The organism is Kitasatospora sp. NPDC085879, assembly GCF_040686255.1.
GTDB lineage: Bacteria > Actinomycetota > Actinomycetes > Streptomycetales > Streptomycetaceae > Kitasatospora.
The window spans coordinates 44549-60535 of the sequence record NZ_JBFBJZ010000019.1; the positions used below are offsets into that span (position 1 = coordinate 44549).

Genomic DNA, 15987 nt, shown 5'->3' on the forward strand with positions numbered 1-15987 from the left:
GTGCTCCGAACTGCTCGCTGGTCGGTCGGGGTCACTGCTCGCGCCACCAGGCGACGAGCCGGCGCAGGCCCTCGTCGAGGCCGAGGCCGGGCTTCCAGCCGAGGTCCCGCTCGGCGGCGGAGATGTCGGCGAGCCGACGGACCACGCCGCCGGCGGTACCGCGGGCGGGGCCGTGCTCGACGTCGAGGTCGGTGCGGTCCATGGCGGCGAGCAGGGCGTCGGCGAGGCCGCGCAGCGAGACCTCGCTCGCGGAGGCGATGTTGTAGACCCGGTCGGTGACGGGGGCCTCGGCGGCGAGCAGGTTGGCCCGGGCGATGTCCTCGGTGTAGACGAAGTCCATGGTCTGGGTGCCGTCGCCGAAGATCAGCGGGGGCTGTCCGCCGGCGATCCGCTCCATCCAGCGGATGAAGACCTCGGTGTACTTGCCGTGGACGTCCATCCGGGGCCCGTACACGTTGAAGTAGCGCAGCGCGACGTAGTCCAGGCCGGTCATGGCGTGGAAGCTGCGCAGCATGCCCTCGTTGAAGGCCTTGGCCGCGCCGTAGAAGGTGTCGTTGTTGTAGGGGTGCTGGGTCTCCGGCGTCGGGAAGGTGTCGGCGAGGCCGTACACGGACGCGGTGGAGGAGGCGATCAGCTTGCGCACGCCCTTCTCGGCGGCGGCCTCGACGACGTCGAAGGTGCCGTCGACCATGATCTCCAGGGCGAGCCGGGGTTCGGCGGCGCACTGGGTGATCCGGATCGCGGCGAGGTGGAAGAGCAGGTCGGTGTCGTCCCCGAGGAGTTCGCGCAGCAGGGCGCGGTCGCGGATGTCGCCGTCGACGACCCGCAGCTGTCCGGGGGCGGCGAGTTCGCGGGCCCGGGCGAGGTTCTCGGTGCGGCCGCGGACGAAGTTGTCGAGCACGACGACCTCGCGGGCGCCGGCCCCGATCAGCTGGTCGACGACGGTGGAGCCGATGGTGCCGGCGCCTCCGGTGACCAGGCAGCGGGAGCCGGGGACGGGGACTGCGTTCATCGGGCGGCGGCCCTCTCCTGTGCGGGGTTCTGCGGTGCGGTGACGAGTTCGACGTCGGTGGCCGGCCCGACGGGCACGGTGGCGCCGCCGAGTTCGAGGCTGCGGGAGGCGGCGTGCAGCAGCCGCAGGACCCGCAGGCCGGAGCGGCCGTCGGTGAGCGGGGCCCGGCCCTCGGTGACGGCGGCGGCGAACTCGGCCATCACGTTGCGCAGCGCCTCCTGTTCGACCAGCGCGGGGGCGACCATGTCGCCGACCCGGTAGGAGATCAGGGCGCGGTGCCGGATGGCGTCGGTGAGCTCGTCGGGCGGGGTGAGGTCGACGCCGCGGTCGTGGATCGCCAGCCGGGCCTGCGGGTTGAGGTCGTCCCAGACCAGGGTGCGGCGGGAGCCGCCGATCAGGGTGGTGCGGACCTTGGTCGGGGAGAGCCAGTTGACGTGGCAGTGGGCGAGCGCGCCGTTGCTGAGCCGGACGGTGAGGTAGGCGACGCAGGCGCGGCCGGTGCCGAGCGGGTCGGCGCCCTGGGCGCTGACGCCGACCGGTTCGACGCCGGGCGGCAGGACGAAGTCGAGGATGGAGAGGTCGTGCGGGGCGAGGTCCCACAGCACGTCGACGTCGGGCTGGACGAGGCCGAGGTTGATCCGCACCGAGTCGAAGAACTGGATGTCGCCGATCTCGCCGCCGTGCACCAGCTCGCGGATCCGCCGGACGACCGGGGTGTAGCAGAACGTGTGGTCGCACATCAGCACCAGGCCGCGGTTTTCAGCGAGTTCGCACAATTCGGCGGCCTCGTCGGCGGTGGTCGTGATGGGCTTCTCGACCAGTACGTGGCGGCCGGCCTCCAGCGCGGCCCGCACCAGTGCGTAGTGGGCGGCGGCGGGGGTGGCGATGGCGACGGCCTCGACCCGGTCGTCGGCGAGGACTTCGTCGAAGGAGGTGGTGGTGCGGACGGTGCTGTACTCGCCGAGCACCCTGCGGGAGCGCTCCTCGTCCAGGTCGCACAGCCAGTGCAGCCGCAGGGCGGCCGTCTGCTGCGCGTTGCGGACGAGGTTGGGGCCCCAGTACCCGGCGCCGACCACGGCCAGCCCGATCCGGCGGCCGGGCTCGGACCCGGCCGCACCTGGCGTGGGGATGTGCTCGCCGGGCGCCTCGTGCGCCTCCTGCGCCGGCGCGTGCCCCGGCCCGTGCTGCGTCGACATCGACAAGACCCCCCTTGTCCGGTGCCGGAGCGTCACTGCCCCGGATGCACCCCGCGTCCGTGCGGCGGCCCGGGTCGGATCACCACCGCCGGCCCTGCGGCCGCCGGCGCCCCACGATGTGCCCAGGTGGCCCCGCCGCTGGAACGGTACCGGCCGCCGTACGCCCCCGGGGGCCGAATGCGCAAACCCGCGGCGCGCCGTGACGGCCTTCGCAACGCTCCGTACACCCCGGGTCCGCGGCGCCGCGAAGGGTTTGACAGTCTTGAGGCCCACAATGAGGGACGGGCGGGTGTCAACCGCCCATCGGCCCGCCGGCCCGGCTCCCGACCGGGCAGGGCCGGGTGGAACGCGAACGAGGAGAACCATGGCAGCGAGCCCGTCGGCCGAGCGGGAGCCGGCCGTCGCCGAGCAGCCGGCCGTCCCGCGGCTGCTGCACCTGCGGGACAGCGTGCTGCCCGCGGTGGCGGCGGCGCTCTCGCTGAAGAACGGCGAGGTCCACACGCTGGCCGGTGACAAGGCCGACCTCGCCCCGCTGCTGCACCCGCTGGTCGGGGACTTCCTCGCCGGCCTGCCGATCGAGCACCGCGAGCGGTTCACCGGCCGCTGCCCGGAGGCGGTGCTGCTCTCCCAGTACCTCACCACGGTGGACGGGGCACGCTCCAAGCGCGCCGCGCGCAAGCCGCTGACCCTGCACGACGCCCGCAAGGCGCTGAAGGGCGCGCGGCTGACCACCCTGCGCATCCGCGAGGAGGGCGACCCGGCGCACGGTACGCACGCGCCGCCGTGCCGCTCCTGCGCGGCTCTGCTGGACCACATGAACGTCGCGAGCGTCGCCGTCGGGCCCACCACCCGCTGACGCCCGCCGTCTCTGTCCCCGAACCACGGAGCAGACCCTGAACGCGACCACCGTACGAACCCAACCGCGCTTCCCGGCCGACGTGGCCGCCGCCCTCAAGCAGGCCGGCTGGCACCCCGGACGCTGGGAGATCCGCCAGGCCGAGGCCTGGGCGGACGTGCTCGCCGTGCACGGCGGGCCCCTGGACACCCCGCACTCCGTCTTCCCCGCCGCCGTCGAGGCCTGGGCCGAGTTCGGCGGGCTGGCCTTCGACCTGGACGGGGCCGGCCGGGCGCTGGCCCGTACACCCTTCCTGCTCGACCCGCGCTGCGGCCTGCACCTGCCGCGCACCCTGGCCGACCTCGGGCGGGCGCTCGACACCCGGCTCGCCCCGCTCGGCGAGGAGCGGTTCGGGCAGGCGGTGCTCGCCATCGACGAGCTCGGCCGGGTCTACAGCCTGGACCACACCGGCGAGTGGTACCTCGGCGCGACCGTCGACCAGGCGCTCGCCACCCTCGTCATGGGCCTCGCCCCGGAGCGGCTGCGCGCCGGCGCCTGACCCGGCCGCACCGACCGTTTCCCCCGCACCGGCTGACGGATCGTCGGCCGGTGCGCCCGGCCCGCGACCGTTCGTGCGCGGCCGCCCCGCTTTCGCCCGAACCCCTCCCGCCCCGCCCGCCCCGGGTCCACACTGTGTGGCAATTCCGAGGAGAAGACCGGGAGGAATTGCGATGAGCGCCCCCACCGCCGCCGCGGCCCGCACCGAGGACCGCCCTGTCCCCGAGCCCGCCGCCGAGCCCGCCGCCGGGCGGCAACCGCTCTTCGACCACGCCAAGTTCGCGGCGGTCGCGCTGGTGGTGTGCGCGCACACCTGGATGCCGCTGGTCGGCGCGGACCGGACGATCGCCGCCGCGGTGCTCACCGTGGCGGCCTTCGCGATGCCGGTGTTCGTCACGCTGTGCGGCTGGTTCGCCCGGCCGCGGCCCGGCCGGCCGGCGGTGGACGGCCGCCGCCTGGTGACCGGTGTCGCGGTGCCCTACCTGGTCTTCCAGGTGCTGTACAACGTGGTCGGCATGGTGCTGGAGCGGCGGTTCGCCCCGTTCTCGCTGCTGGAACCGCGCTGGCTGACCTGGTTCCTGCTGTCGCTGTTCGTCTGGCGGCTGACGGTGCCGCTGTGGACGGCGCTGCGGCATCCGCTGGTGGTGGCCCTGCTGATCGCGGCCGGCTCCGGTGCCGTCCGGGTGCTGCCCGCCGAGCTGGCGCTCAGCCGCACCCTCGCCTTCCTGCCGTGGTTCGTGCTCGGCCTGGTGCTGCGCCCGCACCACCTCGCCGCCCTGCGGCGCCCGACCGTCCGCCGCTGGGCGCCGGCGGCGCTGGCGGCGGTCTTCGCGGCGCTCTGGCTGGCCTCGCCGAAGCTGCTCAACCCGGGCTGGGTGGAGTACACGGACAGCGCGGCGCAGCTGCACGTGTCCTACCCCGTCTGGTTGGCCGTCCGGGCGGCGCTCGGCGTGCTGTCGCTGGTCGCCGCGGCGGCCTTCCTCGCCCTGCTGCCCGAGGGCCGGACCCGCTGGACGGGGCTGGGTGCGGCGTCGCTCCACGTCTACCTGCTGCACGGCCTGCCGCTGAAGCTCGTCCAGGCGTCCGGGATCTACCACGCGCGGGTGCTGCACCACGCCTGGACGGCGCTGCCCGTCCTGGGCGCCCTCGCCCTGGCCCTGGCGGTGGTGCTGTCCCTCCCGCCCGCGGTCCGCCTCTTCACCCCCCTGGTCAGGCCGAAACTCGCCGGCCGCCTGCTGAGTGCCCCCAGCACCCCCTGAATCGGCCTCTCCCTCAGACGAGCCGCTCCGACGGCACCGCCAGGCGTGAGGGCAGCACGGCCTCCACCCGGAAGCCGCCGTCCGGTTCGGGGCCGGCGTCGAAGGTGCCGCCGAGGGCGACGACCCGCTCGCGCATGCCGACCAGCCCGTTGCCGCCGCTCGGCAGCCGGACGGGTTCGGCGCCGCCCGGGCAGTCGTTGACCACGGCCACCCGGACGCCGTTCGGCACGAAGGCCAGCAGCACCGACACCCGGGCCCCGCCGGCGTGCTTGTGCGCGTTGGTCAGGCCCTCCTGGACGACGCGGTAGGCGGTCTGCTCGGCGTCGCCGCGGTACGGCCGGCGCTCGCCGCTGACGGTCAGCGAGACCGCCATCCCGGCGGCCCGGGACTGCTCGACCAGGCCGGACACCTCGGTCAGGCCGTCCGCGATCTCGACCGCCGCGGCCGGCTCGGACATCCGCAGCACGCCGAGGATCTCGCGCAGCTCGTCCAGGGCCTGCCGGCCGACCTCGCCCATCAGCCGTGCGCTGGCCTGCGCCTTGTCCGGGTCCTTGGTGATGATCCGCTCCAGTGCGCCGGCGTGCACCACCATCAGGCTGACCCGGTGCGCGACCACGTCGTGCATCTCGCGGGCGATCCGGGTGCGCTCCTCCAGGCGGGCGCGCCGGGCCCGTTCGCTGGCCTGCTCGGCGAGCAGGTCGAGTTCGGCCTCCAGGCCGAGCGCCCGGTCCTTGAGCGACTCGACCAGCCGGCGGCGGGCGCCCACGTAGAGGCCGGTGACCACCGGCGGCACGGTCAGGCCGACCGCCACCAGACCGGCCAGCACGACGAACACCCAGGTCGGCGGGGTGTCCTCGGCGGGCACCTGGGAGGGCGCGAGCATGTACACCAGCGCCATGCCGAAGGTCTCGGCCAGGGCGATCGCGGACAGCGCCACCACCCGGCGCCGCCGCGAGGGCCACTCCCACGTCGCGGCCAGCGTGTAGAGCGACACGACCAGCAGCACGATGCCGAACAGCCCGGGTACGAAGACCAGCGCGACCAGCACCGGTACGGCCGGCCAGCGCCGCCGCACCACCAAGGTCGCCCCGGCGAGTGCCCCCAGCACCGCCGAGACCACCGCGGCCGGCAGACCGAGGTGCAGCCGGTCCCCCACCATGCCGTACGCCCCCGCGGCGCACTCCAGGCCGGCCAGGCCGGCCAGCCCCACATCCAGCAGCGCACTGCGGCGCCGGGGCCACCACCCCAGGGTGTGGACCGGCCCGCCCCCCTCCGGCGACTTGCTCATGGGGGACAGCGTAAGGCCGCCCCCGGGGCCCTCCCCAGCGAGTTACCCGACACCCCGCGGGAGCGGCGTGCTGTCCGGCATCCGGCCACTTCTCGGACGCGGCACCCGGTGCCACCTATGCTGTTCGGGTCGGACAGCGCGGTCCGCACACATCGCCGTTACAAAGGTGATGAGAGCCGTTGCCGAACCCCCACCACCACAGGGAGAAAGCCGTGACCGCTCCGGTCCCCGCCTCGGCGGACAACCCGTCCGCGACCGCCGGCCCCGACGCCGACAACGCCGCCCTGCGCGCGGACATCCGTCGCCTCGGCGACCTGCTCGGCGAGACGCTGGTCCGGCAGGAGGGCCCCGAGCTGCTGGGCCTGGTGGAGCAGGTCCGCCTGCTCAGCCGCACCGACGGTGAGGCCACCGCCGAGCTGCTCGCCGGGATCGACCTGGAGACCGCCGGCAAGCTGGTCCGCGCCTTCTCCACGTACTTCCACCTCGCCAACGTGACCGAGCAGGTGCACCGCGGCCGCGAGTTCGCCACCCGCCGGGCCCGAGAGGGCTCGCTGCTCGCGCAGACCGCGGACCAGCTCGCCGAGGCCGACCCGAAGCACCTCCAGGACACCCTGGCCCATCTGGCCGTCCGGCCGGTGTTCACCGCGCACCCCACCGAGGCCGCCCGCCGCAGCGTCCTCAACAAGCTGCGCCGGATCGGCGAGCTGCTGGAGCGCATCCACCGCGAGCACGTCGCCTCCGGCCTGTCCGAGGCCGACCCCGTCCGGCACTCCTCGGCGAAGCGCCAGGCCGACCGCCGGCTCGCCGAGGTCATCGACCTGCTCTGGCAGACCGACGAGCTGCGGATCGCCCGCCCGGAGCCGACCGACGAGGCCCGCAACGCCGTCTACTACCTGGACGAGCTGTACCGCGAGGCCGTCCCGGCGGTGCTGGAGGAGCTGCACGAGGAGCTCGCCCGGGTCGGTCTGACCCTGCCCGACGGGGTGCGCCCGCTGACCTTCGGCACCTGGATCGGCGGCGACCGCGACGGCAACCCGAACGTGACCCCGCAGGTCACCTGGGACGTCCTCAACCTGCAGCACGAGTACGGCATCAAGGACGCCCTCGCCACCGTCGACGACCTGCGCAACTCACTCTCCACCTCGGTCCGGCTGGCCGGCGCGAGCGAGGAGCTGCTGGCCTCGCTGGACGCCGACCTCAGGGCGCTGCCCGAGCTGAGCCCGCGCTACAAGCGGATGAACGCCGAGGAGCCGTACCGGCTGAAGGCCACCTGTGTGCGCCTCAAGCTGGAGAACACCCGCGACCGGCTGGCCGCCGGCACCCCTCACGTCGAGGGCCGGGACTACGTCGGCACCCGGGAGCTGGTCGCCGACCTGCGGCTGATCCAGGACTCGCTGCGCGCCCACCGCGGCGAGCTGATCGCGGACGGCCGCCTCGCCCGGGCGATCCGCACCGTCGAGGCGTTCGGCCTGCAGCTGGCCACCATGGACGTCCGCGAGCACGCCGAGGCCCACCACCACGCGCTCGGCCAGCTCTTCGACCGGCTCGGCGAGGAGGCCTGGCGCTACGCCGACATGCCGCGCGAGTACCGGCAGCGGCTGCTCGCCAAGGAGCTGCGCTCGCGCCGCCCGCTGGCGCCCGTCCCGGCGCCGCTGGACGCGGCCGGCGCCAAGACCCTCGGTGTCTTCAACACCATCCGCGAGGGCTTCGACCGGTTCGGCGACGAGATCGTCGAGTCGTACATCATCTCGATGTGCCAGGGCGCGGACGACGTGTTCGCCGCCGCCGTGCTGGCCCGCGAGGCCGGTCTGATCGACCTGCACGCCGGTATCGCCAAGATCGGCATCGTGCCGCTGCTGGAGACCACGGACGAACTCCAGCAGGCCGACCGGATCCTCGACGAGATGCTCTCCGACCCGTCGTACCGGCTGCTGGTGTCGCTGCGCGGCGACATCCAGGAGGTCATGCTCGGGTACTCGGACTCCTCCAAGTTCGGCGGCATCACCACTTCACAGTGGGAGATCCACCGGGCCCAGCGGCGGCTGCGCGACGTCGCGCACCGCTACGGCATCCGGCTGCGGCTCTTCCACGGCCGGGGCGGCACCGTCGGCCGCGGCGGCGGCCCCTCGCACGAGGCGATCCTCGCCCAGCCGTGGGGCACCCTGGAGGGCGAGATCAAGGTGACCGAGCAGGGCGAGGTCATCTCCGACAAGTACCTGCTGCCGTCGCTGGCCCGGGAGAACCTCGAACTCACCGTCTCCGCGACGCTCGCCGCCTCGGCGCTGCACACCGCCCCGCGCCAGGCCCCGGAGGAGCTGGCCCGCTGGGACGCCGCGATGGACCACGTCTCGGAGGCCGCGCACACCGCCTACCGGGCCCTGGTCGAGCAGGAGGACCTGCCGAAGTACTTCTTCGCGGCCACCCCGGTCGACCAGTTGGCCTCGCTGCACCTGGGCTCCCGCCCGTCCCGCCGCCCCGACTCGGGCGCCGGCCTGGACGGCCTGCGGGCCATCCCGTGGGTGTTCGGCTGGACGCAGTCCCGGCAGATCGTCCCCGGCTGGTACGGCGTCGGCTCGGGCCTGGCCGCCGCCCGCGAGGCGGGCCTCGGCGGCGTGCTGGACGAGATGTACGGCCAGTGGCACTTCTTCCGCAACTTCCTGTCCAACGTCGCCATGACGCTGGCCAAGACCGACCTGCGGATCGCCCGCCACTACGTCGAGCAGCTGGTGCCCGCCGATCTGCACCACGTCTTCGACCAGATCACCACCGAGCACCAGCGGACCCTGCGCGAGGTGCTCCGGCTCACCGGCGAGGACGAACTCCTCGACCACAACCCGGTGCTGAAGCAGACCTTCGCGGTCCGCGACGCCTATCTCGACCCGATCTCGTACCTGCAGGTGGCGCTGCTGCGCCGGCAGCGCGACGAGGCCACCAAGGGCCTGACCGAGGACCCGCTGCGGGCGCGAGCCCTGCTGCTGACGGTCAACGGCATCGCGGCGGGCCTGCGCAACACCGGCTGACCCGCCCAGGACGCCGAAGGGCCGGCCCCCTCCGCGGGGGCCGGCCCGTTGCTCTTCCGGCGGTCCGGACGGGGTGTCAGTCCGCCGTCCGGTCGGCGCGCCTGCGCCGTACCCAGGTCGCCGCGCCGCCCGCGACCACGACCAGGCCGCCGGCCACCGCGTACAGGCCGGCCGAGCCGCCGACCGAGCCGCTGACCGGCGGGACCATCTGGGCCGCGGCGGGCTCGGGCTCGGGGCCCGCCGTCGCGTCCGCGGCCGCTGCGGCCGGGGCGACGGCCCCGGTGGCGGCCAGGCAGAACGCCGCGCCGCCGACCATCCGCGCCACCCGGTAGGACCGAATCACGTCCCTTACCCCCAGATCGAACCCCTCAACCCCTTCGTACGGGACAGACCGTATCCGATGGAGTGCTTCGATCTGACCGGGATTCAGGTCTCAGCGCCCAAGCGTTGCAGGACCGTTGTGTACCGTCAGGAGTTGTAGGAACTCTGTGCCCGCTCCAGGCCCTCGGAGACGAGAGCCTCCACGGCGTCCGCCGCTCGGTCCACGAACCAGTCGAGTTCCTTGCGCTCCGCGGCGGAGAAGTCCTTCAGCACGAAGTCCGCGACCTCCATCCGGCCGGGCGGGCGGCCGATGCCGCAGCGCACCCGGTGGTACTCCGGGCCGAGCGACTTGGTGATGGACTTCAGCCCGTTGTGGCCGTTGTCGCCGCCGCCGCACTTCAGGCGCAGCGCCGCGTAGTCGACGTCGAGTTCGTCGTGCACCGCCACGAGCGCGGAGACCGGCGCCTTGTAGAAGTCGCGCAGCGCGGTCGTCGGCCCGCCGGAGAGGTTCATGAACGTCATGGGCTTGGCGAGCACCACCCGCTGCCCGGCCAGCCGGCCCTCGGCGACCTGCGCCCGGCTCTTGTGCGCCTTGAACTTCGCGCCCATCCGCTGCGCCAGCAGATCGACCACCATGAAGCCGATGTTGTGCCGGTTGCGGGCGTAGCCCTCGCCGGGGTTGCCCAGGCCCACCACCAGCCAGGGGCCCGTGTACTCGTCCGCCACCGCGCTCATCACCGATCTCTGCTCGCCCAGTTCCTGCGGATCCATTATCCGCGGCGCCGGCGCCCCCGGCCGGGGTGGGGCCTCGCGGGCCCGTGGCGGCGTACCGTCGGCCCTGACGCCGAACGCCGCCGAGAGCCGAGGGACCGCCCGTGACCGCACCGACCGCCGCCGGCCTGGCCGCCGAGCTCACCGCGGAGCTGGAGGGCGCCGTGGTGCCCGGCCGCGCCGAGCAGGAGAAGGCGTACCTGAAGAGTTCGCTGCGTCACCTCGGGGTGCCGCAGCCGGCGATGCGGGCGGCGGTGCGCGGCCTGCTCCGCCGGCACCCGGAACTGGACCGGCCGGCGGTGCTGGCGCTGGTGGAGGAGCTGTGGGCGCCGCCCGTCCACGAGTCGCGCAGCTGCGCGGCGCTGCTGCTGGAGGCGCGGGCGCAGCTGCTGGTACCGGCCGACACGGCGCTGCTGGAGCGGATGCTGGAGCAGTGCGGCACCTGGGCGCACGTGGATCTGATCGCGCCGAAGGCGGCCGGGCCGCTGCTGCTGCGGTACCCGGAGACGGCGGCGGTGCTGCTGCGCTGGAGCCGCCGGGAGGAGCTGTGGGTGCGGCGGGGCGGGGTGCTGGGGCATCTGCCGGCGCTGCGTTCGCCGGAGCACTTCCCGGTCTTCTTCGGGGACTTCGGGCGGCTGGCGGATCCACTGCTGACGGATCCGCGGTTCTTCGTGCGCAAGGCGCTGGGCTGGTCGCTGCGGGAGGGCGCGAAGCACCACCCGGAGGAGGTCTGCGACTGGCTGGCCGGGCGGCTGCCGCGGGTCTCCGGGCTGACGCTGCGGGAGGCGCTGAGGCCGGTGCCGCAGGACGTCCGGCTGCGGCTGCTGCCCGGGCAGGTGTGAGCGGCGCCCGGGAACGCCGCCGCCCCGGCCGCTCCTGGTGACGGGAGCGGCCGGGGCGGCGGAAGCGGGGATCCGGCGGGATCAGGCCTCGCCGGCCTCGGCCTCGGCGGCCTCCTCCTCGGTGGCCTCGGGGGCCTGGGCGCCGATGACCTGCAGCACGACGGTGTCGGCCTCGACGGCGAGGGTGGTGCCCTTCGGCAGGACGATGTCGCCGGCGGTGATGGAGGCGCCGGCCTCCAGGCCCTCGACGGAGACGGTGACCGACTCGGGCAGGTGGGTGGCCTCGGCCTCGATCGGCAGGGCGTTCAGCACGTTCTCGATCAGGTTGCCGCCGGGGGCCAGCTCGCCCTCGGTGTGGACCGGGATCTCGACGGTGACCTTCTCGCCGCGCTTCACGAGGAGCAGGTCGACGTGCTCGATGCTGCGCTTGATGGCCTCGCGCTGGACGGCCTTCGGCAGCACGTACTCGTCCTTGCCGTCGATCGGCACGACCAGCAGGGCGTTCGGGGTCTTGAGGGCCATCATCAGGTCGTGGCCGGGCAGGTTCAGGTGGACCGGCGCGTGGCCGTGGCCGTAGACGACACCGGGGACGAAGCCGGCGCGGCGGGCGCGACGGGCCGCGCCCTTGCCGAACTCGGTGCGGGACTCGGCGGCAAGGCGGATCTCGGACACGACTGCACTCCTCGGGAAGAAAGACTGGCGCGGGTGCAGGAACGACAAAAACCGCCGGGCCACACCCTCAAGTACCTTGGGGGTCGCTCGGCGGCAGACGACTACTGGAAGCAGCGCGTCGATCACGGTTGCGGTGCCCGTACGGGCACACGGCATCCCTCGCCGAGCAGTCCCACGAGTCTAACCGGTGGCCGCGTCAACCGTGAAATCGGCCCCCGCACGCGGCGCGTGCGGGGGCCGGGTGTCCGTGCGGACGGTCAGTGCACGCCCTCGAAGAGGCTGGTCACCGAGCCGTCCTCGAAGACCTCCCGGATCGCGGCGGCGATCGAGGGGGCGATCGAGAGGGTGGTCACCTTGTCCAGCTGCAGCTGCTGCGGGGTGGGCAGGGTGTTGGTGAAGACGAACTCGCTGACCCGCGAGTTCTTCAGGCGGTCCGCGGCCGGGCCGGAGAGCACGCCGTGGGTGGCGGCGACGATGACGTCGGCCGCGCCGTTCGCGTAGAGCGCGTCGGCGGCGGCGCAGATGGTGCCCGCGGTGTCGATCATGTCGTCGACCAGGACGCAGACCCGGTCCTTGACGTCCCCGACCACCTCGGCGGAGAGGATGGTGTTGGCCTGCGACATGTCGCGCCGCTTGTGGATGATCGCCAGCGGGGCGCCCAGGCGGTCGCACCACTGGTCGGCGACCTTCACCCGGCCGGCGTCCGGCGAGACGATGGTGAGCTTGTCGCGGTCGACGCGCCCGCCCACGTAGTCGGCCAGCATCGGCAGCGCGAACAGGTGGTCCACCGGGCCGTCGAAGAAGCCCTGGATCTGCGCGGTGTGCAGGTCGACGGCCATCAGGCGGTCGGCGCCGGCCTGGCGGAGCAGGTCGGCGACCAGGCGGGCCGAGATGGGCTCGCGGCCGAGGTGCTTCTTGTCCTGGCGGGCGTAGCCGTAGAACGGCAGGATCGCCGTGATGCTCCGCGCGGACGCCCGCTTCAGCGCGTCGATCATGATGAGCTGTTCCATGATCCACTGGTTGATCGGAGCCGTGTGGCTCTGGATCACGAAGCAGTCCGCGCCACGTGCCGAATCCAGGAAGCGGACGTAGATCTCGCCGTTCGCAAAGTCGAGGGCCTTGGTGGGAACGAGTTCGGTACCGAGCTCCCGGGCCACCTCCCCCGCCAGCTCGGGGTGGGCACGGCCGGAGAAGAGCTTGAGCTTCTTCTCACCCGACGTCGTGATCCCGCTCACTGCACCGTCTCCTCGTATTGCTGCCGCACATGGACCCGCCACGGCGTGCCCGGGCAGCGGTGCTCGGGACGTCGGTCGGCGGGGGATTAGGGGTACGCCGAGACGAGGACGGTCAGCCCAATGGCGCACGTATGTACTCCAGGTTACGCGGTGCGCCGGAAACCGTCCGCCCCGGGATCACATCCCAAGATCCCCCGCAGCGACTCAGGCCTCGCCCGTCCCTGCGGCCTCGGCCTTCGCGGCGGCCTCTGCCGCGGCGGTGCCGGGGCGCTTGCGGGCGACCCAGCCGGCGATGTTGCGCTGCTGCGCCCGGGCGACGCCGAGCGAGCCGGCCGGCACGTCCTGGTAGATCACCGAGCCGGCCGCCGTGTAGGCGCCGTCACCGACGGTCACCGGGGCGATGAACATGTTGTCCGAGCCGGTGCGGCAGTGCGCCCCGATCACGGTGCGGTGCTTGTTGACGCCGTCGTAGTTGACGGTGACGGAGGCCGCGCCGACGTTGCTGCCCTCGCCGATGCTGGCGTCGCCGATGTAGGAGAGGTGCGGCACCTTGGCGCCCTCGCCGAGCTCGGAGTTCTTGATCTCGACGTAGGTGCCGGCCTTGGCCTTGCGGGCGAGCTTCGCGCCCGGGCGCAGGTAGGCGTACGGGCCGACCGAGGCGGACTCGCCGACCTCGGCCTCGATCACCGTGGCGTTGCTCACAGTGGCGCCGGCGCCGATCACGCTGTCGGTGACGGTGGAGTTCGGGCCGACGGTGCAGCCCTCGCCGAGGTGGGTGGTGCCCTGCAGCTGGGTGCCGGGCAGGACGACCGCGTCCGGCTCGTAGCTCACCTGGACGTCGAACCAGGTGGAGAGGGGGTCGACCACGGTGACGCCGGCGCGCATGGCGCGGTCCAGCAGCCGGTCGTTGAGCATCCGGCGGGCCTCGGCGAGCTGCACCCGGTCGTTGATCCCGAGGATGTCGCGGAAGTCGTCGGCGACGACGGCGCCGACCCGGTGGCCGCCGGTGCGCAGGATCTCCAGGGTGTCGGTGAGGTACTCCTCGCCCTGGACGTTGTCGGTGGTGAGCCGGCCGAGCGCCTCGGCGAGCAGCTTGGCGTCGAAGGCGAACACCCCGGAGTTGATCTCGGAGACGGCGCGCTGCGCCTCGGTGGCGTCCTTGTGCTCGACGATCGCGGCGACCGCGCCCTGGTCGTCGCGGAGGATCCGGCCGTAGCCGTTCGCGTCCGGGACGACGGCGGTCAGCACGGTGACGCCGTTGCCCTGCTCGGTGTGGGCCTCGGCGAGGGCGCGCAGGGTGGCGCCGGTGAGCAGCGGGGCGTCGCCGGTGGTGACGAGCACGGTGCCGTCGAGGGCGGTGCCGTCGGCGGTGAGCGCGTCGAGAGCGGTGCGGACGGCGTGGCCGGTGCCGTTCTGCTGCTCCTGGACGGCGGTGCGCACGCCGGCGTAGTGCGTCTCCAGGTGGGCGGTGACCAGCTCGCGCAGGTGGCCGACGACCACGACGAGGTGCGCCGGTTCGAGCTCCTGCGCGGCGGCGACGGCGTGGCCGACCAGGGACCGTCCGCAGATCTCGTGCAGCACCTTCGGGAGCCGGTTGGACTTCATCCGCGTGCCCCCACCGGCGGCGAGCACGATCACGGCAGCGGTCTTCTTGGCAGTCACGCGGAGAGCTCCTCGGTTGTTCTGAGGGAGGGTCGGGCGCGCCTGCCGGACGGCTCGGGGCTGTGTGCGGAGCTCCCGGAGGAGGATTCGAACCCCCATAAGCTGGACCAAAACCAGCTGTCCTGCCCTTAGACGATCCGGGACGGATGCCGTGCACGGGTGACGCGCCGCCGGACGTCGGCGGGCAATGCAGGGCTAAGAGTACGGGCTGTGCCGCTCCGCATCCACCACCCTCCGGAGTCCCGCCGGTGCGACACGTCTTCCCTTCGGATGCCCGGTTACCTACGATGCCGTAAGTTACGGATACGTAGGTACCGCTACCTCCCTGAGGACGCCCCCATGACCATGCAGGCCGGTGCAGCCCCCACCATGGCGGCGGAGAAGCCCCCCGCCCAGGTGTCCGCGACCCTCGGCGGGGAGAAACAGGGAGTGGCCGAGCGGATCACCCTCGGCCTGTTCATCGGCATCCCGTTCCTGGCCCTGCTGGCCGCGGTGCCGGTGGCCTGGGGCTGGGGCCTCGGCTGGACGGACATGGCGATCGCGACCGTCATGTACTTCCTGACCTGCCACGGCATCACGATCGGCTTCCACCGCTACTTCACGCACGGCGCCTTCAAGGCGAACCGGCCGCTCCGGCTGGCGCTGGCGGTGGCCGGCAGCCTGGCCGTGGAGGGGCCGCTGGTGCGCTGGGTGGCCGACCACCGCAAGCACCACCGGTTCAGCGACAAGGACGGCGACCCGCACTCGCCCTGGCGGTACGGCGAGAGCGTGCCGGCGCTGATGAAGGGCCTGTACTGGGCGCACCTGGGCTGGCTCTTCGACGAGGAGCAGACCCCGCAGCACAAGTACGCGCCGGACCTGGTGGCCGATCCGGCCATACGGCGGATCTCCCGGCTGTTCTGGCTCTGGACGGCGCTGTCGATGCTGATCCCGCCTCTGGTCGGCGGCCTGGTCTCGATGTCCTGGCAGGGGGCGCTCTCCGCCTTCTTCTGGGGCTCGCTGGTGCGGATCGCGCTGCTGCACCACGTGACGTGGTCGATCAACTCGATCTGCCACGCGGTCGGCGAGCGGCCGTTCAAGTCCCGCGACCGGTCCGGCAACGTGTGGTGGCTGGCGGTGCTGTCCTGCGGCGAGTCCTGGCACAACCTGCACCACGCCGACCCGACCAGCGCCCGGCACGGCGTGCTGCGCGGCCAGGTGGACTCGTCGGCCCGGCTGATCCGCTGGTTCGAGCAGGCGGGCTGGGCGAGCGACGTCCGCTGGCCGGGGGCCGAGCGGATCAACGCCCGCCGCGCCGTATGACCCGCCCGCTGCAG

General features: G+C 73.3%; 14 protein-coding genes and 1 tRNA gene. 6 read left to right on the forward strand and 9 right to left on the reverse strand.

The features are described from left to right. Positions 1–31: 31 nt before the first annotated feature. Together AB0P35_RS16810 and AB0P35_RS16815 are read right to left on the reverse strand one after the other, a co-directional pair. The gene (locus AB0P35_RS16810; protein ID WP_095873422.1) at positions 32–1012 is read right to left on the reverse strand and encodes an NAD-dependent epimerase/dehydratase family protein; all 981 of its coding nucleotides are present in this window, start codon (positions 1010–1012) and stop codon (positions 32–34) included. Beyond that, a complete protein-coding gene (locus AB0P35_RS16815) occupies positions 1009–2208 on the reverse strand; it encodes a Gfo/Idh/MocA family oxidoreductase (RefSeq protein WP_363511326.1) in 1200 nt (399 codons plus the stop codon). The genes AB0P35_RS16810 and AB0P35_RS16815 overlap by 4 nt, the downstream gene beginning before the upstream one ends. A 364-nt stretch (positions 2209–2572) precedes the next feature. Between AB0P35_RS16815 and AB0P35_RS16820 the strand changes: the two genes are divergently transcribed. From AB0P35_RS16820 to AB0P35_RS16830, 3 genes are all read left to right on the forward strand, one after another. Next, complete coding sequence (locus tag AB0P35_RS16820; RefSeq protein WP_095873424.1) at positions 2573–3064, forward strand: YwqJ-related putative deaminase; 492 nt, start codon at positions 2573–2575, stop codon at positions 3062–3064. 37 nt (positions 3065–3101) lie between these two features. Beyond that, positions 3102–3602: an SUKH-3 domain-containing protein gene (locus tag AB0P35_RS16825; protein WP_095873425.1), complete on the forward strand. Its 501-nt coding sequence runs from the start codon at positions 3102–3104 to the stop codon at positions 3600–3602. Positions 3603–3774: 172 nt separating this feature from the next. Continuing rightward, complete coding sequence (locus tag AB0P35_RS16830) at positions 3775–4860, forward strand: hypothetical protein (protein ID WP_363511329.1); 1086 nt, start codon at positions 3775–3777, stop codon at positions 4858–4860. Positions 4861–4873: 13 nt separating this feature from the next. On the opposite strand, the gene AB0P35_RS16835 is transcribed toward AB0P35_RS16830, so the two are convergent. Continuing rightward, positions 4874–6148, reverse strand: a complete 1275-nt coding sequence (locus tag AB0P35_RS16835; RefSeq protein ID WP_363511331.1) for a histidine kinase — start codon at positions 6146–6148, stop codon at positions 4874–4876. A 284-nt stretch (positions 6149–6432) separates the two neighbouring features. Between AB0P35_RS16835 and ppc the strand changes: the two genes are divergently transcribed. After that, positions 6433–9168, forward strand: coding sequence for a phosphoenolpyruvate carboxylase (gene ppc, locus AB0P35_RS16840; protein WP_363511437.1), 2736 nt, complete (start codon positions 6433–6435; stop codon positions 9166–9168). 76 nt (positions 9169–9244) lie between these two features. On the opposite strand, the gene AB0P35_RS16845 is transcribed toward ppc, so the two are convergent. Next, complete coding sequence (locus AB0P35_RS16845; RefSeq protein WP_144298623.1) at positions 9245–9511, reverse strand: hypothetical protein; 267 nt, start codon at positions 9509–9511, stop codon at positions 9245–9247. 125 nt (positions 9512–9636) lie between these two features. Beyond that, on the reverse strand, positions 9637–10224 hold the full coding sequence (pth, locus tag AB0P35_RS16850; protein ID WP_095875478.1) for an aminoacyl-tRNA hydrolase: 588 nt from the start codon (positions 10222–10224) through the stop codon (positions 9637–9639). A gap of 140 nt (positions 10225–10364) precedes the next feature. On the opposite strand from pth, the gene AB0P35_RS16855 reads away from it, so the two are divergent. Continuing rightward, on the forward strand, positions 10365–11102 hold the full coding sequence (locus AB0P35_RS16855; RefSeq protein WP_363511333.1) for a DNA alkylation repair protein: 738 nt from the start codon (positions 10365–10367) through the stop codon (positions 11100–11102). An 81-nt stretch (positions 11103–11183) separates the two neighbouring features. Here AB0P35_RS16855 and AB0P35_RS16860 read toward each other — a convergent pair whose 3' ends face one another. The 4 genes from AB0P35_RS16860 to AB0P35_RS16875 all read right to left on the reverse strand — a co-directional run bounded on the left by AB0P35_RS16860 (position 11184) and on the right by AB0P35_RS16875 (position 14814). Then, positions 11184–11774, reverse strand: a complete 591-nt coding sequence (locus AB0P35_RS16860; protein WP_363511335.1) for a 50S ribosomal protein L25/general stress protein Ctc — start codon at positions 11772–11774, stop codon at positions 11184–11186. A 257-nt stretch (positions 11775–12031) separates the two neighbouring features. Beyond that, positions 12032–13009, reverse strand: a complete 978-nt coding sequence (locus tag AB0P35_RS16865) for a ribose-phosphate diphosphokinase (RefSeq protein WP_095873431.1) — start codon at positions 13007–13009, stop codon at positions 12032–12034. Between the two features lie 204 nt (positions 13010–13213). After that, a complete protein-coding gene (gene glmU, locus AB0P35_RS16870) occupies positions 13214–14671 on the reverse strand; it encodes a bifunctional UDP-N-acetylglucosamine diphosphorylase/glucosamine-1-phosphate N-acetyltransferase GlmU (RefSeq protein WP_363511337.1) in 1458 nt (485 codons plus the stop codon). Between the two features lie 72 nt (positions 14672–14743). After that, a tRNA-Gln gene (locus AB0P35_RS16875) sits at positions 14744–14814 on the reverse strand. Positions 14815–15016: 202 nt separating this feature from the next. Here AB0P35_RS16875 and AB0P35_RS16880 point away from each other — a divergent pair. Continuing rightward, positions 15017–15973, forward strand: coding sequence for a fatty acid desaturase (locus tag AB0P35_RS16880; protein WP_363511439.1), 957 nt, complete (start codon positions 15017–15019; stop codon positions 15971–15973). Positions 15974–15987 lie beyond the last annotated feature (14 nt).